The following is a 23,127-nucleotide window of genomic DNA, read 5'->3' as shown; positions in this document are numbered from 1 at the left end:
ATCGCGAGCAGGCTCGCTCCTACATGATTGAGCAGCATTAGAAACTCACTGAAACCCCGTACGCAAATTCCCTTCCCTAGCCAGGAACCGCCCTTCCCTGCGCCCATTGGCCTGGCCATCGCGGTAGCTCAACACGCCGTTGACCCATACGCCCTCGATGCCTTGGGCTGCCCGTTGCGGATCGTTGAAATCGGCGACATCGCGGACAGTCGCCGGATCGAACAGCACAAGGTCGGCCCAATGACCTTCGCGGATTTCACCGCGCGCCTTCAAACCAAAGCGTGCCGCCGACAAGCCGGTCATTTTGTGTACGGCGGTGTGCAGCGGGAAGAGTCCTACATCACGGCTGAAATGTCCGAGCACCCGCGGAAATGCGCCCCACAGGCGTGGGTGTGGGAACGGGTCTTCCGGCAAGCCGTCGGAGCCGACCATCGACAGCGGATGCGCGAGGATTCTGCGCACATCCGCCTCATCCATTCCGTAGTACACCGCACCGGCTGGTTGCAGTTGGCGAGCAGCATCCAGCAATGGCAGATTCCATTCGGCGGCGATGTCCATCAGGTCGCGGCCACCCATTTCCGGATGTGGGGTCGACCAGGTGATGGTGATGCGATGGGCATCGGTCACCTGCTTGAGGTCCAGGGTCGATGAGCTCGCGGCGTAGGGATAACAGTCGCAGCCAACCGGGTGGGTTTGCGCGGCTTTCTCAAGCGATGCCAGCAGTTGCGGACTACGCCCCCAGTTACCGGCGCCGGCACATTTGAGGTGGGAAATGATCACCGGGCTTTGTGCATGGCGGCCAATCTGGAAGGCTTCGTCCATGGCCTCCAGCACCGGTTCGAACTCGCTGCGCAAGTGAGTGGTGTAGACCGCCCCGAACGCGGTCAACTCCTCGGTCAGTTGCATCACTTCATCGGTCGACGCCGAGAACGCGCTGGCATAGGCAAGGCCCGTGGACAGACCCAGCGCACCGGCCTCTAGGCTCTCGCGCAGTTGCTCGCGCATCGCGGCGATTTCGTCGGCGCTGGCAGTGCGGAACAAGTCGTCCAGATGATTGCTGCGCAGCGCCGTATGACCGACCAGCGCGGCAACGTTCAACGTGGTATTCGCTGCTTCGACCGCTGCGCGGTAGTCGCGGAAGGTTGGATACACAAACGCCGCTGCCGTACCGAGCAGGTTCATCGGGTCCGGAGGATCGCCACGCAAACTCACCGGTGAAGCACTGATCCCACAGTTGCCGACAATCACCGTCGTCACGCCCTGGCTGAGCTTGGGCAGCATCTGCGGCTGACGAATCACCACGGTGTCGTCATGGGTGTGCACGTCGATGAAACCCGGCGCCAGCACGTGGCCCTGCGCGTCGATTTCTTCGCTGGCGCGGGCATCGCGCAAGTCGCCGATGCGCTCGATGCGCCCATTGAGAATGGCCACGTCGGCGGGGTAACCGGGGCTGTTGCTGCCGTCGATGATCAGGGCGTTGCGAATCAGCGTGTCGTACTGCATGTCAGTCTCCCAGCGGCAAGTTGTCGTCGCCGCCGCGGTATTCGTCGAGGGCAAGTTTGATCCGCCGCAGACCAGGCAGGCGGATTTACATCGCACCTGCCTGTTTGATTTCAGTCGTGCTGCATCCGCGCGCGCTTGAGCAATTTCTTGCAGCGTTCGGACAAATGCAGCACCCGCAGGTGCTTGCCGGCCTTGGCGTAACGCTCGCGCAAGGTGCCCAGCGCGGCGATGGCCGAGTAGTCGACAAAACTCAGGTGCTGGCAATCCAGGGTCACTTGCGCCGGGTCATTGGCCGGATCGAACTGATTGAGAAAGGGTGTGGTCGAGGCAAAAAACAGCGTGCCATGCACCCGGTACAGCTTGCTGCCGTCGTTCTCCAGATGACTGTCGGCGTATAGCTGCCGGGCCTGCTGCCAGGCAAAGTTCAGCGCCGCAATGATGATCCCGCAGAGCACCGCGGTGGCCAGGTCGGTGAACACGGTAATCACCGTTACCGCGATGATCACCAGCACGTCGTTCAACGGCACCTTGTTCAGCACCCGCAACGAGGCCCAGGCGAAGGTCTGTTGCGACACCACGAACATCACCCCGACCAGCGCCGCCAGCGGAATGCGCTCGATCAGCGGCGACAGAAACAGGATGAACAGCAGGATCGACACCCCGGCCACCACCCCGGACAAACGCCCACGACCGCCAGAACTGAGGTTGATCACGGTCTGGCCGATCATGGCGCAACCGCCCATGCCGCCGAACGCACCGGACACCACATTCGCCGCCCCCAGCGCCACGCACTCGCGATCCGGGTAACCACGGCTCTCGGTGATTTCGTCGGTGAGGTTCAGCGTCAACAGGGTTTCCAGCAACCCGACCAGCGCCATCAGGATCGCGTAGGGCGCGATGATGCGCAGGGTCTCCAGATTCCAAGGAATGTCCGGCAGCGCCAGGGTCGGCAAACCACCGGCAATGTGCGCCATGTCGCCCAGGGTGCGGGTCGGCAGGCCGAGTAGATACACCGCCAGGCCCACGCCGAGGATCGCCACCAGCGCTGGCGGCACTGTGCGGGTCAGACGCGGCAGTACGTAGACAATGGCCATGGTCACTGCGACCAGGCCAAGCATCATGTACAGCGGCGTACCGCTCAACCAGGCCTCACCGTTCTTGAAGTGCTCCATTTGCGCCAGGGCAATGATGATCGCCAGGCCGTTGACGAAGCCGAGCATCACCGGGTGCGGCACCATGCGCACCAGTTTGCCGAGCTTGAGCAGCCCAAACGCCATCATGATCAGCCCGCCCAGCAACACCGTGGCCAGCAAGTACTGCACGCCGTGTTGCACCACCAGCGCAACGATCACCACGGCCATCGAGCCGGCCGCGCCGGAGACCATGCCCGGCCGCCCGCCGAACAGCGCGGTGAGAGTGCAGATGATGAATGCGCCGTAGAGCCCCATCAGCGGATTGAGATGGGCCACCAGCGCGAACGCGATGCACTCGGGCAGCAGGGCGAAGGAAGTGGTAAGTCCGGCCAGGACATCGGCGCGTAGACGTTTTGCTTTCATGGGGGGACCGCACACAGGGAGAGACGAGAAAAGAGTGTGCGGATGTTACGGAATCGGGGGCCGACCGGCCAGTTAATGGGTCGCTGAAAAAGCTTCGCGAGCAGGCTCGCTCCCACATTTGATCTACACCGGTCACAAAATCTGTGTACGACGCAATTCCCCTGTGGGAGCGAGCCTGCTCGCGAAAGTCGCAACGCGGTCTAAAGCGAACTCACACCATCTCGTCGCGAATCCACTCAACCACCGACGTGCGCTTCGGCACCCAGCCCAGCAACTCCCGTGCGTGCTTGCCGCGAACCCGGCTGTTGGAGCCCAGGCCATAGTTGGCCATTTCATAGCCCCACTCGTCTTCGGCGTCCTTGAGCGGCCAGTCTTGCGGTTCGCCCAGGTTCAGCGCATGGGCCATGGCGGTGGTCATGTCGATGAACGACGCTTCACCGCTTTCAACGAAGTAGAAGGTGCCAGGTACGTTCTCAGTCAGCGCCAGCAGGTACAGAGCAACCACGTCCTCGATGTGCACGTTGGACCAGATGTTCCGGCCCGTGCCGACATGGCGCACCACACCGCTTTTGCGCGCCTGTTTGAGCAGGCGCGGCAGCTGCACACTGTCGCGATGGACACCCAGACTGTGGCCATAGATCAAGGTGTTGCAGATCACCGCCGAATTCACCCCATCCATGGCCGCCGCCAGGATCAGGTTGTCGATGGCCACGCGCGCGGCCTTGTCGACGGTCGGTTCCGGCAGGTTGTCTTCGAAGTAGATGACATCACTGGATTTGCCGCCCGAGGCATCGCCGACGATGCTTGAACCGCTGGTGTGCAGGAACACTTTGCCAGAACCGCGCAAGGCATCGAGCAAGGCCTCCACCGCACCATGATGATCGCTGCTGGCCGCGTTGATCACAGCGTCCGCAGCCAGCGCCTGATCGGCCAACAGGGCGGAGTCATCGAGAGTGCCGATCACCGGAGTGATTCCCAGTGCACGCAGTTCATCTGCTTGTTCGGCGCTGCGTACCAGGCCGGTGACGTTGTGGCCGGCCTGGACAAGGCCCGTGGCGATGGAACCGCCGATAAAACCGGCAGCGCCGGTAACGAATACGTTCATGGAGAAACTCCCTGCGTGGATTAGCGATGCAAGGAGTATCAAGGAGCGATCACTGCCGAAAAATGCCCTTTGACCCAATTCACTTTTGCGCAGGAGTCACGAATCAGCCTTTGAAATCTGCGCTCGCATAACCTGCCAACTTGCCCTGGATAAAGTCCAGGAAGCATTGAATCCGCAGGGCCAGCTGCGAATTGCGGTAGTACACCGCGTTGATCGGCTGGCGATAGCCACTGTTGAATTCGCCCAGCAACACTTTCAAGCGTCCGGCACGAATGTCTTCGATGGTCATGAAGTGCGACAGGCTGGCGATGCCCTGTCCCTCCAGTGCGAGATGGCGGATGGTCTCGCCGCTGGAGGCACTGATCGACGCCTGGATCGGCCAGCGATCGCCATGCACATAACGCAGCGGCCATTGGTTGAGGCCTTCGTTCTGGGTGAACCCCAGCAGCGTATGGTCGGCCAGGTCAGCCACGGCTTGCGGTGTGCCGTGTTTTTCCAGGTACGCCGGGCTGGCGACGATGTGCAGCGGGCTGCAACCCAGGGAGCGGGCATGCAGCGTCGAGTCGGTCAGGGTGCCGATGCGGATGGCAATGTCGGTGCTCTGCTCCAGCAGGTCGATGATCAGGTCATTGCTGTTGAGTTCGAGCTGGATGTCGGGGTAAAGCCTGCGGAACTCATCGATGTAGGGCACGATGGCGTGCAGCATGAAAGGCGATGCCGCGTTGATACGCAAACGCCCGGACGGCGTTTGCTGACGTGATGACAGGCGCTCTTCGAGTTCGTCCATCTGATCGAGAATCCGCTTGGCGTGCTCGAAGAAATACTTGCCCTCTTCGGTCAGGTCCATGCGCCGTGTGGTGCGATTGATCAAGGTGGTGTCGAGCTTGGCCTCCAACCGCGACAGCGTACGGCTGACCGCCGAAGGCGTTTGCCCGACCTGCTCGGCCGCCGCAGAAATCGACCCGCATTCAATCACGCAGACGAAAACCTGCAATTCATCGGATCTGGCTTTCACGTGTGTCCCTTATCGATAGTGCTGCGCCGTTCTTCTGAACCCAGAGAAACCATTGTGGCGAGGGGGCTTGCCCCCGTTGGTTCGCGAAGCGGACCCATAACCGGTACCCACGCAGGTTCAGATAAACCGCGTATATCGATTTTACGACGGCTTCGCCGCCGAACGGGGGCAAGCCCCCTCGCCACAAAAGCCCGCACACAGACTCAGGCTTTCGATAGTAGCTGACAGTCAAGCCTTGAGGCCAAACACCTCACTCAAATGCTGCTCATAACGCGCCACGTCGCCTTCGATGTTCGGGCGCTTCATCACGTCCACGCAGAGGAACGTCGGCAGACCGTTCATGCCAAGGAACTCGTTGGCTTTGTGGAACGGGAAGTACACCGCGTCCACGCCTTTGGCTTCGAAGAAATCGGCGGGGTCGTCGAAGGCTTGCTGCGGGGCGTTCCAGGTCAGCGACAGCATGTAATGTTTGCCGTGAATCAGGCCGCCGCTGCCGTACTTCTGCGAGGCGTCGGAGCGAGTGCGACCGTCGCTGGCATAGAGGCTGCCATGGCCTTCGGTGAAGACTTCGTCGATGTACTTCTTCACGGTCCACGGCGCGCCCATCCACCAACCGGGCATCTGGTAGATGATCACGTCGGCCCAGAGGAACTTGGCCACTTCTTCGGCAACATCGTAGCCCTCGTCGATGAAGGTGGTTTTGACATCCATGCCACCACGATCCAGCACGCTCAACGCGGCTTCATGCAGGGTGGTGTTGTAGCGGCCGTCGGAGTGCGCAAATTGTTTGCCGCCATTGAGCAACAGGACTTTTTTCATGGGAGATCTCGGGAAGGGTCGGGAATTCAATGGCGGCAGAGTACCGATCGGGCTCGCGCGGAATAAGCCTCGATTTGGCAAAATTCATTTGACCTACAAGCACGAATCAACAGGCGATTGTTGCCTTAGACTGGCGCCAACTCTGACTTTAGGAGAGATGTTGATGAGTGAAATCCAGGGTTTCATCCTGCACGCCAAGACCCGTCCGGAAAAATCCGACGCCTTCGAAGCATTTTTCAGCGGCTACGTGGAAGCGAGCCGAGCCGAACCCGGCTGCATCGAGTACCACATGTTGCGCGACAAACAGGACCCGACCCTGTTCACTTTTTACGAGATCTGGCAATCCCAGGCCCACCTCGACGTGCACTCGAACCTGCCGCACATGAAGCAGTTCCTCGAGCAGCGCGATGAATACCTGGAGCGGGACTTCGAGATCCGCGCCATCGACATGATCAGCCCGTCGTCCGCTAGCCGCTGATCAACAGGTGGCCGCCGAGCAAACCCAGGCCAACGAAAAACACACGCTTGAACCACAGGGCGCTGATCCGCTGGCGCAGCGATTGCCCCAGCCACATGCCGAGCATGGCCGGGATCAGCGCCAGCAGCGACGCGCTCAACTCGCCCCCACCGAGAGCGCCGCCCCATAGCAAGCCACCGGCCAGGGCCAGGGTCGAAACGGTGAACGACAGGCCCAGCGCCTGCACCAGTTCGTCCTTGCTCAAACCCAGCGCTTGCAGGTACGGCACCGCCGGAATCACGAACACGCCGGTGGCCGAAGTGATGACACCGGTCAGCATGCCGCACAGTGGCGCGAGCCAGCGTTCGCTGCGCCGCCCCACGTGCAAAGTCGGCAAGAACAAACCGCTGAGCGAATACAGCAACAATGCCGCCCCCAACCCCCGCACCACCCAATGACCACCGCTCATGCCGATCCACAACGTGCCCGCCCCGGTGCCAAGAAAAATCGCCAACAGCATTGGCCACAGTCGTTTGACCAGCCCGGGCAAATGCCCGCCGAATGCCAGTTGCCAGACGTTGGTGAGCGTCGCCGGAATGATCAGCAGCGCCGCAGCCTGCGTCGGTGCCATAGCCAGACCAAGCAGGCCCATCGCGACCGTTGGCAGGCCGAGACCGATCACGCCCTTGATCATGCCGGCCAGCACAAAGGTGCCGATCACCAGCAATGATAGGGCCAGGCCGAGATTTTGATAGAACGCCGAGAGTGTATTCATGGGGCTATGGTGAGCCCGCGAGGGTTGATTGAAAATCTGCCATATACTGAGGCTGCCTCTTGCTTTGACAGAGGCATGGTATTTCGTTGCAGCGACTGGCCCCTTCGCGAGCAGGCTCGCTCCCTCAGAGGACTTGTGAACGACACATAACCACTGTGGGAGCGAGCTTGCTCGCGATGGCGGCCTCCCAGACAACACACATCCAGAGGTTGCTGCAATGCACTTCGACCTGACCGACCTGCGCCTGTACCTGAACATCCTCGACACCGGCAACATCACCGCTGGCGCCGCACGCAGTCATTTGTCACTCGCGGCGGCCAGCGCGCGAATTCGCGCCATGGAGGCGTCGCTGGGCGTCGAGTTTCTTCAGCGCAATCGTCGTGGGGTCAGCCCGACGCCGGCCGGCAATGCCCTGGCCCGTCACGCCCGAGTACTGCTGCAACAGGCCGAACGCCTGCAACAGGAACTGGCCGAATACGCCAAGGGCGTCAAAGGCCAGGTGCGGCTGCTGTGCAATACCACGGCGATCACCGAGTACCTGCCGGAGTTGCTCGCAGACTTCCTGCGCAGCCAGCCCAACCTCGACATCGACCTGCAGGAACTGCCCAGCACCCGCATCACCCACGCCTTGCGCCAAGGCGCGGCGGACCTCGGCATCGTTTCCGACGCGGTGGACACCGATGACTTGCAGACCCGGCCGTTCCGCGATGATCCGTTGGTGCTGATCATGCCCCGCGAACATCCCCTGGCACAGGCGGCCTCAGTGAGCTTCACCGACACGCTGCATCACGACTATGTCGGCCTGAATGCCAACAGCGCCTTGGCGGTGTACCTGGAGGAACAGGCGCTGCACGCCGGCCTGCGCATGCAAATTCGCATCCGCGCCGACGGTTTCGATGGCGTGATGCGCATGGTCGCCCGAGGGGCGGGATTGGCAATCGTACCGCTGGCCGCAGTCGAACGCGGGTCAGGTGCACTGTCCTTCAAACGCCTCGCCCTGCAAGAACCCTGGGGTCAGCGCAAACTGTTGCTCTGCGCACGGGACTTCGCCGCACTACCCGGCTATGCCAAGGCCCTGCTACACGCCTTGACTCTCCCCTGAGGGGCAGACTTTATCCTTGAGGTTTGATCTTCAAGGACAGCGATGATGGGCAAACGAATACTGGTGATCCTCGGGCATCCGTCCAGCAACAGCTTCTGCGCCGCCCTTGCCGAGCGTTACACACTGTCGGCAGTGCGCGCCGGGCATGAGGTACGGCAGTTGTTTCTCGGCAGCCTGGATTTTGACCCGGTGCTGCGTGAAGGCTATCAGCAGGTCCAGCCGCTCGAGACCGACTTGCGTAACGCCCAGGCCGATATCCTGTGGGCCGAACAGCTGACGCTGGTTTATCCGATCTGGTGGGGTGGAATTCCGGCCTTGCTCAAGGGCTTTTTCGACCGGGTGTTCTTGCCCGGTTTTGCCTTCAAGTATCGCCAGGGCAAAGCCTTCCCCGACAAACTTCTGCGCGGCCGAACCGCCCACCTGCTGGTGACCATGGACACACCGCCCTGGTACTACCGATGGATCTACCGCATGCCCGGTTTGCATCAGGTCCGCAAAACCACGCTGGAATTCTGTGGCATCAAGCCGACCCGAACCCTCACTTTCGGGCCAATTCTCGGCGCCAGCGCAGACCGGCATGCGGCTTGGTTACGCCAAGCTGAAGCTATCGCCAGCGCTTGAGCCGGTCGATAATGCGCTGATCTTTATCCTCGGAGAAAAGGACCTTCCCATGTACATCGGTCAAGCCGCGCAACGTTCCGGAACAACCGTCAAAAGCATCCGTCACTATGAGTCGATTGGCCTGCTGCCTGCCGCTCGACGTCAGGGCAAGTACCGCATCTATGACCAGCACAGCGTCGACCTGCTGATTTTCATCAAATGTGCACAGCAGCTGGGTTTCAGACTCAAGGAATTGCAGTCCGCCTTCGCCGGACATCAGGGCCCGCAGTTGCCATGGGAGCGGGCACATCAGGTCATCGCCAGCAAAAAACAGGAAATCGGCGAACGGATCGCGGCGCTGTCGCAACAACACTCGCAATTGGTCGAGTTCGAAAACAGCCTCGAACAATCCAGGCTCGACTGCCCACTGAGCAGTCTTTGAGAGCAGTGCGTTTCTGGACAGCTCAGTGTCGAGCACAGACAACTGTCCCACGGTCAGGCGCTATAGGGTGCGACTTCAGTTCTTGAGCCCACTGCCCGGAGTCATCATGACCGCACCGATTACCGTTCTTCGCGACACCCACCCGCTGCCTGTGCTCGACGCCTGCAAATGGGAAAAACTCGAAGGCGATCCGCATACCGTCAACCTCAACGCCTACACCAGCGAAGACGGCAGCAAGATCATGGGCACCTGGATCTGCACGCCAGGCAAGTGGTACGTGGAATACGTGAAATGGGAATACTGCCATTTCCAGGAAGGCTACTGCATCATCACCCCGGAAGGCATGGCGCCGATCCACCTGCGCGCCGGCGACATTTTCGTCATCGAGCCCGGGATGAAAGGCACCTGGGAAGTGGTGGAAACCGTGCGCAAGTATTTCGTGTTTGCCTGATGCAAAAAAACCGGGGGATCACCCGACGTGATCTCCCGGTCAAAAATGCTATAGGTAAACGCCGTACCCTGTGGGAGCGAGCTTGTGTGGCGAGGGGGCTTGCCCCCGTTCGGCTGCGAAGCAGTCGTATCATCAGCAACCGCGATTCACCTGAAACACCGCACTGAGCGGACTTGGGTCCGCTTCGCGAACCAGCGGGAGCAAGCTCCCTCGCCACAAAAGCCCGCTTGCCACCAACCGTTATTGCGGCTTGCGATAGCCATTGATGATCGCCGAGAAGTCCTGCCCACCCTCCCCGCGCAAACTCATCGCCTGATACAACTGCTGGGCTACTGCGCCGAGTACCACCGGCTGGTGTGCCTGACGCGCCGCTTCAGTGGCCAGCCCCAGATCCTTGAGCATCAGTTCGGCACCGAAGCCGCCGGTGTAACCACGCGACGCCGGCGCTGTTTCAACGATGCCCGGCCAAGGGTTGTACATCTCCGAACTCCAGCAACGCCCGGTGGAGCTGTTGATGATCCCCGCCAGCACCTTGGTGTCGATGCCCAGGGCATCGCCCAGCGCCATGGCTTCGCTGACGCCGACCATGGAAATCCCCAACAGCAGGTTGTTGCAGATTTTAGCGATTTGCCCGGTGCCGACCTCACCACAATGGACGATGTTGCGGCCCATCTGCGCCAGTACCGGTTGCAAAGTGGCGAATAGTTCAGGCGTGGCACCGACCATGAAGGTCAGCGTCCCGGCGGCGGCACCGCCGGTGCCACCAGAGACCGGCGCATCGGCCATGGTCACGCCCTGTTTGGCAGCGGCGGCGGCCACGTCCCGCGCGGTCTGCGGATCGATGGTGCTGCAATCCACGGCCGGTACACCTTGACCGATACCGGCGAGCACGCCGTCTTCACCCAGCCACACACTGCGCACATGCACAGCGGCAGGCAGCATGGTGATGACCATCTCGGCGCCCTCTGCCGCTTCTCGGGCCGATGCGCTGATGCTGCCGCCCAATTGCTCCAGCTCCGCCAGCACGGTTTTGTTCAGGTCAACCAGGCGCAGCGCATGGCCGGCCTTGATCAGGTTGCGCGCCATTGGCGCGCCCATGTTGCCCAGACCGATAAAAGCGATTTTCATGTCCGGCTCCTTATCGCAGGTTGATGGTGGTGTTCACACCGTCGTTGACGCTGTCGTCATCGAACCAGCGGCTGGTGACGGTCTTGGTCTGAGTGTAGAACTGCACCACTTGCTTGCCGTACGGGCCAAGGTCGCCGAGCTTGGAGCCGCGCGAACCGGTGAAGCTGAAGAATGGGACCGGCACCGGAATCGGGATGTTGATACCGACCTGGCCGACATCGATTTCGTTCTGGAATTTGCGCGCCGCCGCGCCGCTCTGGGTGAACAGGCCAGTACCGTTGCCGAACGGGTTGGCGTTGACCAGGGCGATGGCCTCGTCGAGGGTGGCGACTTCCAGCACCACCAGCACCGGACCGAAGATTTCCTGGGTGTAGATCTGCATGTCGGTGGTCACGCCGGAGAACAGGGTCGGGCCGACAAAGTTGCCCTTCTCGTAACCGGGAACCGTGATTTCGCGACCGTCCAGTTCCAGCTTGGCGCCCTCCTTGATGCCGCTTTCGATCAGATCGAGAATCCGCGCCTTGGCTTTTTTCGAGATCACCGGGCCGACATCGGTACCCGGCTCGCTACCAGCATTCACGGTGAGCTTCTGCGCCAGCGCTTTCAGATCCGGCAGCCATTGCTTGGCCGCGCCCACCAGCACCACCACCGAGGTGGCCATGCAGCGTTGACCGGCGGCACCGAAACCGGCGCCCACCAGCGCATTCAGCGCTTGTTCGCGATTGGCGTCCGGCAGCACCACGGCGTGGTTCTTCGCGCCCATCATCGATTGCACACGCTTGCCGTGTTTACCGGCCAGGTCATAAACGTGGGTACCGACGGCGGTCGAGCCGACGAAGGAAACCGCCTTGATATCTTTGTGGGTGCAGAGCCCGTCCACCACGTCCTTGCCGCCGTGCACGACGTTGAGCACGCCAGCAGGAATGCCGGCCTCAATCGCCAATTCCACCAGCAACATGGTCGACATCGGATCCTGTTCGGACGGTTTGAGCACGAAGGTGTTGCCGCAGGCGATGGCCATCGGGAACATCCACAGCGGAATCATCGCCGGGAAGTTGAACGGGGTAATGCCCGCGCACACACCGATCGGCTGGCGCAGGGTGTAGGTGTCGACACCACCGGCAACGTTTTCAGCGAACTCGCCCATTTGCAGGCTGCCGATGGAGCAAGCGTGCTCGACCACTTCCAGGCCACGGAAAATGTCGCCCTCAGCGTCGGCAATGGTCTTGCCCTGCTCGGCGCTCAGGACCACGGCGATGCGCTTGGAGTGTTCGCGAATCAGCGCCTGCAGCTTGAGCATGATGCGCATGCGCGCACCGATGGGTGTCAGTTTCCAGGTCTGGAAGGCACGATGCGCGGCACTGATGGCGGCGTCGACTTCTTCGGCGGTGGCAAACGGCACTTTGGCCAGCACTTGCTGGGTCGCCGGGTTGATGATGTCGTGCCACTCGGTGGACTTGGACTCGACCCACTGGCCGTCGATCAACAGCTTGACCTTCTGCACGGTGGTTTCGTTTGGCGTAAGCGATACGTTCATGTGGGTCTCCAGATCTTTGCTTTTTTTATTGGGAGCTATCTTGGGAGCCGGGGCGAAATAGTCGCCCTGAGATGAGCTGTGCGTCGCGAATTGGTTGTCGGACTGTTTTTGGAGTATAGATGTGCAAACTTCTGATAAGAACGCACATAAAAACCGGTCCAACATGCAAAAAAATATCACCTCCCTTGGCTCGTTGAACTGGGATGACCTCAAGTTTTTCCTTGAAGTCGCCCGCACCCGCAAAGCCAGCACCGCGGCCAAGCGCCTGGCGGTGGACTACACCACGGTGTCGCGGCGCATCAGCTCCCTGGAAACGGCGTTGGGCACATTGTTGTTCGAGAAGTCCCGGACCAACGGCTTTGTCCTGACTGCCGAAGGCCAGCGGTTGATGGGGTATGCCGAGTCGATTGAAAGTACCTTGCACATGGCGTGCGAGCAGGTTTCCGGCTCCGGCGTAGCGTTGTCCGGTCATGTGCGCATGGGCTGCACCGAAGGCTTCGGCAGCTTTTTCATCACGCCGCAACTGAGCCACTTCGTCGACACCTACCCGGCGATCTCGGTGGACATCCTGCCGCTGCCGCACTTCATCAGCCTGTCCAAACGCGAAGCCGACATCGTCATCGCCCTGGAACGCCCGGAGCATGGCCCGTACGTCTGCTGCAAACTGTGCGACTACCGATTGCAGCTGTACGCGACCCAGGAATACCTGGACAACCACCCGCCGATCCGCCGCCCGGCAGATTTGGCAAATCATTCGTTTATCAGTTACGTCGACGACCTGGCGTTCAGCTCGGAGCTGTTGTACCTGGCCAACGTACTGCCCGGCGCCAGCGCCAATCTGCGCAGCACCAGCGTGATCGCCCAGTTCGTGGCCGCGCAGCAAGGACGCTCACTGGCGATCCTGCCGTGCTTCCTCGCCACTCAGGACCCGCGCCTTCTGCCGGTGCTGCCGCAGGAAATCAACATCACCCGACAGTTCTGGATGTACTGCCGCGAAGACCTGCGCAAGCTCAAGCGGATCACCCTGTTGTGGGATTACATCCGCCAGGTGACCGAGCAGAATCAGGGTCTGTTGATGGGGGAAAGTCGGGAGATGTTGTTTGCCGCTGACTAACCTTTCAGCCTGTCGGCTCGCTGCCTTCCTTTAGCTCCAGCATCAGCCCGCTCAAGCGTTTGACCCGGCGTTTCACCGCCTCTTCAAACACGCCCGCACGCGACTCGATCAAGGTGAACCAGTCCTTGGCCCGGGTAATGCCGGTGTAGATCAGCTCCTTGGTCAGTACCGGATTCAACGCGTCAGGAAGAATCAACGCGGTATGCGCAAACTCCGAGCCCTGGGATTTATGCACGGTCATGGCGTACACGGTTTCGACATCATTCAGGCGGCTTGGCAGGACAAATCGCACACCACCCTGGCCATCATTTCGTGGGAACGCCACACGCAGAACCTGCTTTCCAGTCTCAAGCCCTTCCTGCTCCGGAAGCTTGAGGGCAATACCGATATCGCCGTTCATCAAACCCAGCCCGTAATCGTTGCGGGTCATCAAGACAGGGCGACCTTCGTACCACTGTTGGTCGCTGTCGATCAGTCGCGCCCTTAGCAAGGCGTCCGTCACTCGCTGGTTCAAGCCCTCCACCCCCCACGGCCCCTTGCGCACGGCACATAACAACTGGAACGCGTCGAAAGCCTGCAACACTTCTCGAGCCCAATCAGTCCAGCGCGAATCGTCCAGCGGGCTGCCCAGTGGCGGTCGCTGATTGCGCAGCACGCTCAGGTAATGTCGATAACCTTGCGGGCCCTCACCATGGCCGTCGAGAAGCAAGCGCTCCAGAGCCCGGTCCTGCTCTCCCTTGAGGGACAAGCAATACACATCGTCATGGCTGCGCGCAGACAACAACTTGCGGGCTTCTTCGGGTTGCTGCTGGTTGACCCAACGAGCCAGTTGACCAATACCACTGCCTTCACCGAATCGCCGGGAATGGCGCAGCATCACGACCTGTTGGGCCAGTGGATGAGTACCCTGCGTGTCCTCCTGCAATCCGCTGGCCTGCAGGTTTTCGCCACTGACGACTTCCAGCCACTGGCGTGTCTGCGGGCTGTACCAGCCAGCCTCCGCGTCGCGACACAGATCCCCCAGCACCGCACCGGCTTCGACCGAAGCCAATTGATCCTTGTCACCCAACAGCACGAGGCGCGCATGGGCTGGCAAAGCGTCGAGCAGGTTGGCCATCATTTCCAGGTCGATCATCGAGGCTTCGTCCACCACCAACACATCCAGCGGCAGGCGATTGCCCATGTTGTGCCGGAAATGGCGAGTCCCGGGCCGGCTACCGAGCAGACGGTGAACGGTGGTGACGTCGGACGGGATCTTTTCCCGAACGTCTTGCGCGACCTTCAAGGTCAGGACTTGCTGGCTGATGGATTCTGTCAGGCGCGCCGCGGCCTTGCCGGTAGGCGCGGCGAGGCGAATGCGCAGGGGCATGCCGGCCTCGACCGCCGGCGCCTGGAGCAACGCCAGCAAGCGCACGACGGTGGTGGTCTTGCCGGTTCCCGGCCCCCCCGTCACGATGCTGAAGGCACTGCGGGTCGCCAGGGCACAGGCGAGCTTCTGCCAGTCGATCACTTCACCGGGGCGGGCAGGACCAAACAAACCGGTGAGGCGCTCGAGCAAGTCGTTCGGTGTGGACTCTTGCTCCGTCAGACGCTCGCGCAACGAAAGGTCGATCCGTCGCTCGTAGGCCCAATAGCGGCGCAGGTAAAGGCGTTTTCCCGATAACACCAAAGGCCGGTCGCGTACGTTGTCACGACTGTCAGCGGCCAGTGCGACCAGGTTGCTGGCGGCCAGTACCTTGCACCAATGAGCACCTTCCAGCGATCCGAGTAATTGCGACGGCAACAGCATTGCACCGCCTTGCACGTCACCTTCGGGTGGCAATGACAGGGCGAAGTCCGGTTCTTTCAGGGTCTCGAACAGATCAAGGCAGACATGCCCGTGGCCCAACTGGTGGCTGGTCAGCGCGGCTGCCAGCAACACCAGCGGATCATCCTCCGGAGCCAGCTCATGCAGGAACGCGACAAAGGCTTTATCCAGCGCGCGCAACCAGCCGCGCTCGACCCAACGCGTAAGCAACAAGAGCAAGTCGTCTGCACGACTCAGCGGTGCCAGATCGGCCAGGCTTTCGGCTGCCAGCGATGTGGGCAACAAATCGGCGAATGTGCGACTCATAACAGTACTCCCTGCTCCCAGGCGGGTTCGGCCTTCGGTTCTGGCTTGCCCTGGAACAACCTGTCCAGACGTTCGATCAGCTCTCTTGGCGGCCTGGCGAAAAACACACCCTGGCTGGCCGAGCGTGTCCCCCGCAAAAACAGGTACACCGCACCGCCGACATGCCGGTCGTAGTCGTAATCGGCGAGCCGCACCTTGAGCTGGCGGTGCAGGGCCAACAGGTACAACACGTATTGCAGGTCATACCGGTTGTCGAGAATCGACTGTTCCATGGCCTGCGCGGTATAGGCCGCATCATCGGCGCCGAGCCAGTTGGATTTGTAGTCGGCAACGTAATAGCGGCCATCATGTTCGAACGTCAGGTCGATGAAGCCCTTGAACATGCCGTTGAGCAACACGGGTTCCGCGGCCACCCGGGCCACGCCGTTATGCGTGTATTGGCACACCAGCGCATCGAGCTTGAGCACATCGACCTTGTGGCTGGCGAACCAGAACTCCATCTCGATCTGGTACTGCGTCAACTGGCCGAATATCACCGGAGCCTGACCGGCGCCCAAATGCAACGGCAACGTGAGCAGATGCTGCAGCCAGTCACTCAAGGTAGTAATCCAGCCCTCCCAGCCCCGGCGATTGCAACGACGGGCAATCGCGTCCGTCACAACTTGCGGTGTCGCAATGAAGGCCTCGTCTCCCGCCCATTCGAGCAAACCATGTAGGAAAGTGCCGGGGTTGGGGCCGCGCGGGAAACGATGGATATCACCGCCACTGGCAACCACTTCTCTGGGCGCCTGCGGGTCGAGGCGTTCGTCATCGAACAGTTTTTGCGCCTGTGGGCTCTCCGGTGCCTCGTCCGTGCCGACACTCAGGGTGTCGCCAATACGCAACGCGCTGTAGGACGCGATCCACCAGTTTTCGCTGGCCTTGCGTTTCGGGATCAGCGGAACCAGTAGCGCCGCATCGTTTTGCGGTGGTTGGTAATGCTCTGTTGTCGCTTCAGGCATCTGCGCATACGCCAGTGCCGGGCAGTCCTGTTGCAGGTCCCGCAACCAAAGCTGCAGTGCCGATGAATCGCCCAATGGAGCCCCACCGCCCAGCAGATAACCCAATGCCGATAGATGCAGCACCGAGCCATTGTTGTTGCCGCGTTTGAGATCGGCCACCCCCAGCCAGCAGGCGTGTTGCGCCCGAGTCAGGGCGACATAGAGCAAGCGCAGATCCTCGGCCAGACGCTCATCGTCGGCCAGGGCAATCAACTCTGCCATCGGCTTCAACGTGACCTGGGCATGGCCTGATTCATCGTGGTAGTGCAACGGCAGGCGACTGCCATCCACCGGTTTCGCGGAACAAATGAACGGCAGGAACACCAATGGGTATTCAAGACCTTTGGACTTGTGAATGGTCACGACCTTGACCAATTGCTCATCACTTTCCAGGCGCAGGATCTGCTCTTCGCCGGCCTGGCCGGACAACGCCAGATGCTCGGACAAGTGCCGGATCAGGGCTTGCTCACCATCGAGTTCCGCAGCGGCTTGTTGCAGTAGTTCAAAAAGGTGCAGAAGGTTGGTCAAAACGCGCTCGCCGTCATTGCGGGCGATCAGTGCCTGGGGCAGACGGAAGTCGTGCAGCAAGCGCCGCAGCATCGGCAGTACGCCCTGCTTGCGCCAGACTTCGCGATAGCCACGGAACTGCATGACCCGGGATTCCCAGGCCAATTCGTCCTGATTCAGCCGTTCCAGCTCAATCAACGAAAGGTTCAACGTAATGCTGGCCAACGCGGCCCGCAGCGGGCGCTCGACATCCGGCTCGGCGCAGGCCTTGAGCCAGGTCAGTACGTCATGAGCCTCCTGCGCGGCGAACACTGAGTCCTTGTCCGACAGGTAAACACTGCGCACGCCACGGGCGGCCAATTGCGCGCGAACAGCCTGCGCTTCCTTGCCGTCGCGCACCAGGATGGCGATGTCCGCCGGTAGCAGACCTCTGAAGTCTTTGCCGTCCTGGGTGAACCCCGCTTGCCCCTGCTGCCCGCCATTGAGCAACGCGGTGATTTCACTGGCACAGGCAGCCGCGAGTTGTTGCCGGTACACCGCGCCGGACAACGGTTGTTCGGCCGGCAAATGCCAGATGTTCAAGGCCGGGACGGTCTGATCATTGATGCGCAAGACTTCTTTACGGCCTTGTGAGGCAACCGGCGTGAACGGAACCGGGTTGTCGCCATCTTTCTCCCGAAAGAGGAATGCGCCACGTCCGGACTCCCGCGCTTCGGCACGCTCGAACACATGGTTCACTGCGTTGACCATGCCGTGGCTTGAACGGAAGTTGGTGCCCAGGGTGTGCAGCCGGCCGGTGGTGGCCTGACGGGCGCGCAGGTAGGTATGGATGTCAGCGCCGCGAAAAGCGTAGATCGCTTGCTTCGGGTCGCCGATCAGGAACAGGCCGCAATCAGGGCTGTTCTCTTCAATCCGGTAGATGCTCTCAAAGATCCGGTATTGCACCGGGTCGGTGTCCTGGAACTCATCGATCAGGGCGACCGGAAACTGTTCACGAATCAGGGTGGCCAGGCGCTCGCCGCCATCGGACTGCAAGGCCGCATCAAGGCGCAGCAACATGTCGTCGAAGCCCATTTCCGCACGGCGGCGCTTCTCTTCCTCGAATCGTGCCCCGACCCAGCGGGCAGCATGTTGCAGTACGGCCGCATCAGGCGTTGGCAACCCATCGAGACAGGCCTTGAGGCCGGCCATCGCATCGAGACCCGGATGTCGAGGCGCTTCGCCCTTCCAGGCCTCGGCCATGCCATCCGGGGTCAGCCGCGTGAAACCGGTGCCGATATCCAGTTGCTCAAGGGATTCGTCTTCGGCCCAGACTTTGATCTTTTCGAACCAAGGCTCGAAATAGCGAGCCTGCATCTTGCGACCGTCGACACTCTTGCTGGCAACGCCCTGGTGACAGATGGCAAGCAACTCGTCCGCCCACTGCAGCCAGGGCTTCTTGAGTTCGATCAGGGCAGTCCGTCGCTCTTGCAAGCATTGCGAAATCACCTCAGCGGGTTCTTTTCCTTCAAGCACATCCCGCTCGCTGGCGAACAGCGCACGAATTCGCGGCAGCAAGGCTGCCGGTCCACCCCAATTGCTGCGCACCCAATTCAAGGCGTCGCCTTGCATTGGGTAACAGAACAACCGCCAGTAATCGCGCAGGACTTCCCCCAGCAAGTCGCTGTGGTCGGTTTCCAGGGTCTGGGTAAACAGGCTGCCGCTGTCGAATGCGTGCTCGCGCAACATGCGCTGGCACCAACTGTGGATGGTCGACACAGCCGCCTCGTCCATCCACTGGGCGGCGATATCCAGGCGGTTTGCACACCCCGGCCATTGCTCGGGCAAGTATTGATCGCGCAGCTCGGCAATCAAGCTGTCGGGGGCCGGTGTTTCATCGCGGAAATATCGTGCGGCCTCCGCGAGCCGTGTGCGAATGCGTTCGCGCAACTCTTTGGTGGCGGCATCGGTGAAGGTCACGACGAGGATTTGCGGCGGCAACAGCTCACGTCCGAAGCCACTGTCCTCCCCGCCATTGCCAAGTACCAGACGCAGGTACAACGCAGAAATTGTGAAGGTCTTGCCGGTCCCGGCGCTCGCTTCGATCAACTGGCTGCCGCGCAGCGGGAATGCCAGGGCCAGCGGTGTCTTCGTGTTCATCAACGCGACTCCTCGCTGGACAGTGATCGCCAGGGTGCCTCAAGAAGCGGGCGATAGAGCGCATCACACCAATCGGGGAACGTCTCATCGGCGGTCAAGGCATCGTAATCGGCGAATTGGCGAGCCAGTGCCGGGCTTTCGCGACGCTCTCCGTCTGTCGTCTGCCCATCACCTTCATAGGCCTTGCGCGCAGCAACCTCGGCCTTGACCAGGTCGGTTTGCCCCAACCACGCGAAGGCTGTCTTGACAGCGATCGGCAGAGGCTGGCGCATACCCGACTGCCAGGCCATCAACAGGTCGCCAAGAATTTTCTGCGCGGTGGACTCGTCCATCGGTCCGAGCAACAGACTGTCGTCGCTGGCCACCAGTGCGGTGGTCAACGCCATGCCATTGGCACAAGCCACCAGATGGGTGAGCCACGGACGTGTCAGTCGATGCCATTTGCGCGACTTGATCGAGCCGATGCTGTTGGGGATCGTAGTGATAGACAGCAATCCACCATCGGCGCGCTGATGCAGGCCGCTGAGCCAGCCCTCAATGTGCAGGCCTTGCAGTTCAAGGCTCACGGGCAGGGCGCTGCTGAGCGGTGTTGGCCACAAAGCCAGGAGCTGTTGGTGACGCTGCAACAAATCAGGCAATGGCTCGATCAATTCACGCTGCAGGCATTCACCGAATCCGGCCATGGGCAGCAGCCCGCTGTTCTGCAAACGTTTCGCCTGATCCTCCAGTGCCTGTCCGGAGTTTCCCGGATCCGCCAGCGCCGCTTCGAGCAAACGGTCGCTGAGGCTGTAGCGCTGCAAGGCATCCAGGACAAAAGGCTCTTCATCGGCCAACGGTACTTCAGCCGCCTCGAAGAAAACCTTCAGTCGCTGGCTGAAAAAATGCCGTACCGGATTGCGCAGGAAATCCTGCAGTTGACCGAGACTCAGTGGTTCGTCCTGAACATGAGCCTCGAGCACTTCGGCGCTTGCCTGTTGCTCTGCCGCCTGATGAAGGACCTGCCATTCGGTGGCGTAGCTGAACGACTCATCCCCTTCGTGAAAGTAGCGGGCACTGAAGGGTTGCAACGGGTGCTCCCGGGTCATGGCTTCAAGCAGATTCTTGTCGCTTTGCGACAATCGCCAACCGCTGGCCAAGTGGTCGCGTAACTGGCCGATCAGCACCGACGCCGGTCGCTCACTGTTATCGCGGATGCTGCGGCCCACCCAGCTGATGTAGAGCTGGTCTCGTGCCGACAACAAGGCTTCCAGCAGCAGATAGCGGTCATCTTCACGCCGGGAGCGATCACCTGGACGGTAATCACTGCCCATAAGATCGAAATCCAGCGGCGGCTGCGCGCGCGGATAATCGCCGTCATTCATGCCCAGCAGGCACACCAGTTTGAACGGGATAGCGCGCATGGGCATCAAGGTGCAGAAGTTGACCGCACCGGCCAGAAAGCGTTGGGACAAACGACCCTGATCCAGACCTGCAAGCCAGGCTTCACGGACAACGGTCAGCGGCAACTCATCCTGCAACCCAACGGATTCACAGGTCTCGAGCCAGGTCTCGCGCAGCTCTTCGAGCTGGGCCAGCAAGAAGTCATCGTGTTCGTCATCGGCAAGGAAGAACAACTGCACCAAAGCCTGCAAGCGCAGGCCCCATTGCCCCGGCGATGCCGGCCGAGAGAGTTCGTGATGGGCCACTTCCAGCGCGTCCAGCAACGCAACCAGCGGACCAATGAGCGCAGCGTCCAGACCACCGATTTCGTCGTAGGGCTCGATCCCCTCATAAGCATCGGCGCTGCCAACGGCATAACCGAGCAACATCCGTCGCAGGCCGAAACGCCAGCTGTTTTGCTCCAGTTCATTGGGCAACCCCAGCCCGGCACGTTGTTCGGCATTCATGCCCCAGCGAATACCGGCACCTTCGATCCAGCGGTGCAGCGTCGGCAGGTCACGCTCCTCGACGCCAAAGCGGGCTCGCAGTGCCGGCACGTCCAGCAGATCGAGAATTTCACTGACGGGGAATCGGCTGTCAGGCAGCTTGAGCAGGTGCTCAACCGCAATCAGCAGTGGATCGCGACCACGCTGGCCCTGGTCAGCCAGGGTAAACGGAATGAAGCGCGGATCCTGGCGATCAAGCTGACCAAACACGGCACGAATATGCGGGGCGTAGCTGTCGATGTCCGGAACCATCACGATGATGTCCCGGGGGCGCAATTGCGGGTCGGCGCTGAAGCGCGCGAGCAGTTGATCGTGGAGGATCTCGACTTCTCGCTGGGCGCTATGGGCAATGTGAAAACGGATCGATTCGTCCTTCTGCAAATCGATAGCCGGCCAACGTTCCCGAGTCTCGTTGAGGGGGCGCAACTCGAGGATGTCATCCTGCAACTGATTGAGCACATTCAACGGCTGACCGTCACTGAACAGGTCGATGCGACCGTCGCGGAATGCCGAGCGATAGCTGTTGGGATCGTCATAACTGTCGAGCAGGTTGATGTAGTCCCGCCCCTGCTTGCCCCATGCGGCCAGCAGCGGGTGAGCATGCTGGTGCAGCGTTTGCGGATCGATCACTACCGGCATGCCGCTTTTGCGCGCCTGACGCTTGTATTGATGCCGCAATAGGTCCTTATCGGCGACGATGTCCGCCCAATGGTGACGACACGGGTTGTGTACGCACAGCAGGACCTGGCTGAATCGCGCCAGTCCCGCCAGTGCTTCCAGGGCTTGGGCAGGCAGCGAAGAAATCCCGAAAACGATCACTCGTGAGGGCAGTCCCTTGGGAGCTGCTTCGAGGTTATTGATGCGCTCGACAAATCGCTGATGGACACCGGCACGGCTTTGCGCCATGCCTTCTTCTCCCACATCCAGCAAGAGTGCGCGCCATAACTCTGCCTGCCAGCAATTGGCCGGAGTCAGGGGTTTCGCTTCGCCCCTGGCGTTTCTTGTTTGATGGCGACCTTCGGCCCAGTCTTCGAGCCAGTCAGCTCGGTACACCTGGTATTGGTCGAAGAGATCCGCCAGGCGCTCGGCCAATTGATAGCGTTTGCGCAGATCGGTGTCATGGGTCAGGAAACGCTGCAGCGGCTCGAAGTACGGTTGGTTGATCAATTGCGGCAGCAGGCGCATCAGACGCCAGGTCAGCGGGGCTTTATCCAGCAGGGACTTGACCGGAATTTCGTCGCGGCCAAGGACCATACGATAGAGCTGCCACATGAAGCTGCCGGGCAACTGCACGTCAATGGCCGCGGCGATGCCGCAACCTCCCATGCCGTCTTCTTCAGAATCTTCCGCCAGTGCCAGCTTCAACCATTGGGCAATGCCATTGCTTTGCACCAACGCAATTTCATTCTCCAGGGGAGCCAGCGGGTAGCGTCGCATCCAGCTGACCACCAGGCTGCGCAACTCGTCCAGGCGGTTGCCGTGAACCACCATAAAACCAGCACTGAGGTACGTCGCGTCCGGCATAAAGGCTTCCTTGGAAAATACAAACGCCAGGGGCGAACCTTAGCATTGTCGGGAGACTGTGACAGCGTGGACCTGTCCGCTATTGCTGTATGAGTTTTTTGCGGCCAAAAACAAAACCCCTACCTGCATACGCAGATAGGGGTTTCGGAATTTAATCTTGACGATGACCTACTCTCACATGGGGAAACCCCACACTACCATCGGCGATGCATCGTTTCACTGCTGAGTTCGGGATGGGATCAGGTGGTTCCAACGCTCTATGGTCGTCAAGAAAT

17 protein-coding genes and 1 rRNA gene are annotated in these 23,127 nt (G+C 60.8%); 6 read left to right on the top strand and 12 right to left on the bottom strand.

Annotated features, from left to right (window positions below; all coding sequences use genetic code 11):
* Positions 1 to 45: 45 nt before the first annotated feature.
* From B0D71_RS06400 to mdaB, 5 genes are all read right to left on the bottom strand, one after another.
* Positions 46 to 1,503 carry an N-acyl-D-amino-acid deacylase family protein gene (locus B0D71_RS06400; protein ID WP_103394053.1) on the bottom strand — a complete coding sequence of 486 codons (1,458 nt, stop codon included), beginning with the start codon at positions 1,501 to 1,503 and terminating at the stop codon, positions 46 to 48.
* A 110-nt stretch (positions 1,504 to 1,613) separates the two neighbouring features.
* A complete protein-coding gene (locus tag B0D71_RS06395) occupies positions 1,614 to 3,059 on the bottom strand; it encodes a SulP family inorganic anion transporter (RefSeq protein WP_103394052.1) in 1,446 nt (481 codons plus the stop codon).
* 211 nt (positions 3,060 to 3,270) lie between these two features.
* A complete protein-coding gene (locus tag B0D71_RS06390; protein ID WP_103394051.1) occupies positions 3,271 to 4,164 on the bottom strand; it encodes an NAD-dependent epimerase/dehydratase family protein in 894 nt (297 codons plus the stop codon).
* A gap of 103 nt (positions 4,165 to 4,267) precedes the next feature.
* On the bottom strand, positions 4,268 to 5,179 hold the full coding sequence (locus tag B0D71_RS06385) for a LysR family transcriptional regulator (protein WP_103394050.1): 912 nt from the start codon (positions 5,177 to 5,179) through the stop codon (positions 4,268 to 4,270).
* Positions 5,180 to 5,407: 228 nt separating this feature from the next.
* Positions 5,408 to 5,998: an NADPH:quinone oxidoreductase MdaB gene (gene mdaB / locus B0D71_RS06380; RefSeq protein ID WP_103394049.1), complete on the bottom strand. Its 591-nt coding sequence runs from the start codon at positions 5,996 to 5,998 to the stop codon at positions 5,408 to 5,410.
* A gap of 163 nt (positions 5,999 to 6,161) precedes the next feature.
* Between mdaB and B0D71_RS06375 the strand changes: the two genes are divergently transcribed.
* The gene (locus B0D71_RS06375; RefSeq protein WP_103394048.1) at positions 6,162 to 6,476 is read left to right on the top strand and encodes a putative quinol monooxygenase; all 315 of its coding nucleotides are present in this window, start codon (positions 6,162 to 6,164) and stop codon (positions 6,474 to 6,476) included.
* Here B0D71_RS06375 and B0D71_RS06370 read toward each other — a convergent pair.
* Positions 6,466 to 7,230, bottom strand: a complete 765-nt coding sequence (locus B0D71_RS06370; protein ID WP_103394047.1) for a sulfite exporter TauE/SafE family protein — start codon at positions 7,228 to 7,230, stop codon at positions 6,466 to 6,468. The two genes, B0D71_RS06375 and B0D71_RS06370, sit on opposite strands and share 11 nt — an antisense overlap.
* A 217-nt stretch (positions 7,231 to 7,447) precedes the next feature.
* Here B0D71_RS06370 and B0D71_RS06365 point away from each other — a divergent pair, with 217 nt between their 5' ends.
* The 4 genes from B0D71_RS06365 to B0D71_RS06350 all read left to right on the top strand — a co-directional run bounded on the left by B0D71_RS06365 (position 7,448) and on the right by B0D71_RS06350 (position 9,825).
* Positions 7,448 to 8,332, top strand: coding sequence for a LysR substrate-binding domain-containing protein (locus tag B0D71_RS06365; RefSeq protein WP_103394046.1), 885 nt, complete (start codon positions 7,448 to 7,450; stop codon positions 8,330 to 8,332).
* A gap of 42 nt (positions 8,333 to 8,374) precedes the next feature.
* Positions 8,375 to 8,953, top strand: a complete 579-nt coding sequence (locus B0D71_RS06360; RefSeq protein WP_103394045.1) for an NAD(P)H-dependent oxidoreductase — start codon at positions 8,375 to 8,377, stop codon at positions 8,951 to 8,953.
* 49 nt (positions 8,954 to 9,002) lie between these two features.
* Complete coding sequence (locus B0D71_RS06355; RefSeq protein WP_103394044.1) at positions 9,003 to 9,374, top strand: MerR family transcriptional regulator; 372 nt, start codon at positions 9,003 to 9,005, stop codon at positions 9,372 to 9,374.
* Positions 9,375 to 9,480: 106 nt separating this feature from the next.
* Positions 9,481 to 9,825, top strand: a complete 345-nt coding sequence (locus tag B0D71_RS06350) for a cupin domain-containing protein (protein WP_007900627.1) — start codon at positions 9,481 to 9,483, stop codon at positions 9,823 to 9,825.
* 240 nt (positions 9,826 to 10,065) lie between these two features.
* On the opposite strand, the gene mmsB is transcribed toward B0D71_RS06350, so the two are convergent.
* Together mmsB and B0D71_RS06340 are read right to left on the bottom strand one after the other, a co-directional pair.
* Positions 10,066 to 10,953 (bottom strand): 3-hydroxyisobutyrate dehydrogenase, encoded by an 888-nt coding sequence (gene mmsB, locus B0D71_RS06345; protein WP_103394043.1) that lies wholly within the window; start codon positions 10,951 to 10,953, stop codon positions 10,066 to 10,068.
* Positions 10,954 to 10,963: 10 nt separating this feature from the next.
* Complete coding sequence (locus B0D71_RS06340) at positions 10,964 to 12,490, bottom strand: CoA-acylating methylmalonate-semialdehyde dehydrogenase (protein ID WP_103394042.1); 1,527 nt, start codon at positions 12,488 to 12,490, stop codon at positions 10,964 to 10,966.
* A gap of 163 nt (positions 12,491 to 12,653) precedes the next feature.
* Between B0D71_RS06340 and B0D71_RS06335 the strand changes: the two genes are divergently transcribed.
* Entirely contained in the window at positions 12,654 to 13,604 is a 951-nt protein-coding gene (locus B0D71_RS06335; protein WP_103394041.1) for a LysR family transcriptional regulator, read from the top strand.
* A 4-nt stretch (positions 13,605 to 13,608) separates the two neighbouring features.
* Here the strand turns inward: B0D71_RS06335 and recD are convergent, their stop codons facing one another.
* The 4 genes from recD to rrf form a co-directional block, all read right to left on the bottom strand.
* Positions 13,609 to 15,717 carry an exodeoxyribonuclease V subunit alpha gene (recD, locus tag B0D71_RS06330; protein WP_103394040.1) on the bottom strand — a complete coding sequence of 703 codons (2,109 nt, stop codon included), beginning with the start codon at positions 15,715 to 15,717 and terminating at the stop codon, positions 13,609 to 13,611.
* Positions 15,714 to 19,403 carry an exodeoxyribonuclease V subunit beta gene (gene recB, locus B0D71_RS06325; protein ID WP_103394039.1) on the bottom strand — a complete coding sequence of 1,230 codons (3,690 nt, stop codon included), beginning with the start codon at positions 19,401 to 19,403 and terminating at the stop codon, positions 15,714 to 15,716. The genes recD and recB overlap by 4 nt, the downstream gene beginning before the upstream one ends.
* Positions 19,403 to 22,852 carry an exodeoxyribonuclease V subunit gamma gene (recC, locus tag B0D71_RS06320; RefSeq protein WP_103394038.1) on the bottom strand — a complete coding sequence of 1,150 codons (3,450 nt, stop codon included), beginning with the start codon at positions 22,850 to 22,852 and terminating at the stop codon, positions 19,403 to 19,405. The genes recB and recC overlap by 1 nt, the downstream gene beginning before the upstream one ends.
* 155 nt (positions 22,853 to 23,007) lie before the next feature.
* A 5S ribosomal RNA gene (rrf, locus tag B0D71_RS06315) occupies positions 23,008 to 23,123 on the bottom strand.
* Positions 23,124 to 23,127 lie beyond the last annotated feature (4 nt).

The organism is Pseudomonas laurylsulfativorans (genome assembly GCF_002906155.1).
Classification (GTDB): Bacteria; Pseudomonadota; Gammaproteobacteria; order Pseudomonadales; family Pseudomonadaceae; genus Aquipseudomonas; species Aquipseudomonas laurylsulfativorans.
Note: the sequence above shows the minus strand (reverse complement) of the source record. Positions and strands in the feature narration are given on the sequence as shown.

Coding starts and splice junctions, on each gene's coding strand:
- recB (WP_103394039.1), bottom strand. CDS start 19,403: ATGAACACGAAGACACCGCTGGCCCTGGCATTCCCGCTGCGCGGCAGC.
- B0D71_RS06370 (WP_103394047.1), bottom strand. CDS start 7,230: ATGAATACACTCTCGGCGTTCTATCAAAATCTCGGCCTGGCCCTATCA.
- B0D71_RS06350 (WP_007900627.1), top strand. CDS start 9,481: ATGACCGCACCGATTACCGTTCTTCGCGACACCCACCCGCTGCCTGTG.
- recD (WP_103394040.1), bottom strand. CDS start 15,717: ATGAGTCGCACATTCGCCGATTTGTTGCCCACATCGCTGGCAGCCGAA.
- B0D71_RS06360 (WP_103394045.1), top strand. CDS start 8,375: ATGATGGGCAAACGAATACTGGTGATCCTCGGGCATCCGTCCAGCAAC.
- recC (WP_103394038.1), bottom strand. CDS start 22,852: ATGCCGGACGCGACGTACCTCAGTGCTGGTTTTATGGTGGTTCACGGC.
- B0D71_RS06390 (WP_103394051.1), bottom strand. CDS start 4,164: ATGAACGTATTCGTTACCGGCGCTGCCGGTTTTATCGGCGGTTCCATC.
- B0D71_RS06375 (WP_103394048.1), top strand. CDS start 6,162: ATGAGTGAAATCCAGGGTTTCATCCTGCACGCCAAGACCCGTCCGGAA.
- mdaB (WP_103394049.1), bottom strand. CDS start 5,998: ATGAAAAAAGTCCTGTTGCTCAATGGCGGCAAACAATTTGCGCACTCC.
- B0D71_RS06355 (WP_103394044.1), top strand. CDS start 9,003: ATGTACATCGGTCAAGCCGCGCAACGTTCCGGAACAACCGTCAAAAGC.
- B0D71_RS06365 (WP_103394046.1), top strand. CDS start 7,448: ATGCACTTCGACCTGACCGACCTGCGCCTGTACCTGAACATCCTCGAC.
- mmsB (WP_103394043.1), bottom strand. CDS start 10,953: ATGAAAATCGCTTTTATCGGTCTGGGCAACATGGGCGCGCCAATGGCG.
- B0D71_RS06340 (WP_103394042.1), bottom strand. CDS start 12,490: ATGAACGTATCGCTTACGCCAAACGAAACCACCGTGCAGAAGGTCAAG.
- B0D71_RS06335 (WP_103394041.1), top strand. CDS start 12,654: ATGCAAAAAAATATCACCTCCCTTGGCTCGTTGAACTGGGATGACCTC.
- B0D71_RS06395 (WP_103394052.1), bottom strand. CDS start 3,059: ATGAAAGCAAAACGTCTACGCGCCGATGTCCTGGCCGGACTTACCACT.
- B0D71_RS06400 (WP_103394053.1), bottom strand. CDS start 1,503: ATGCAGTACGACACGCTGATTCGCAACGCCCTGATCATCGACGGCAGC.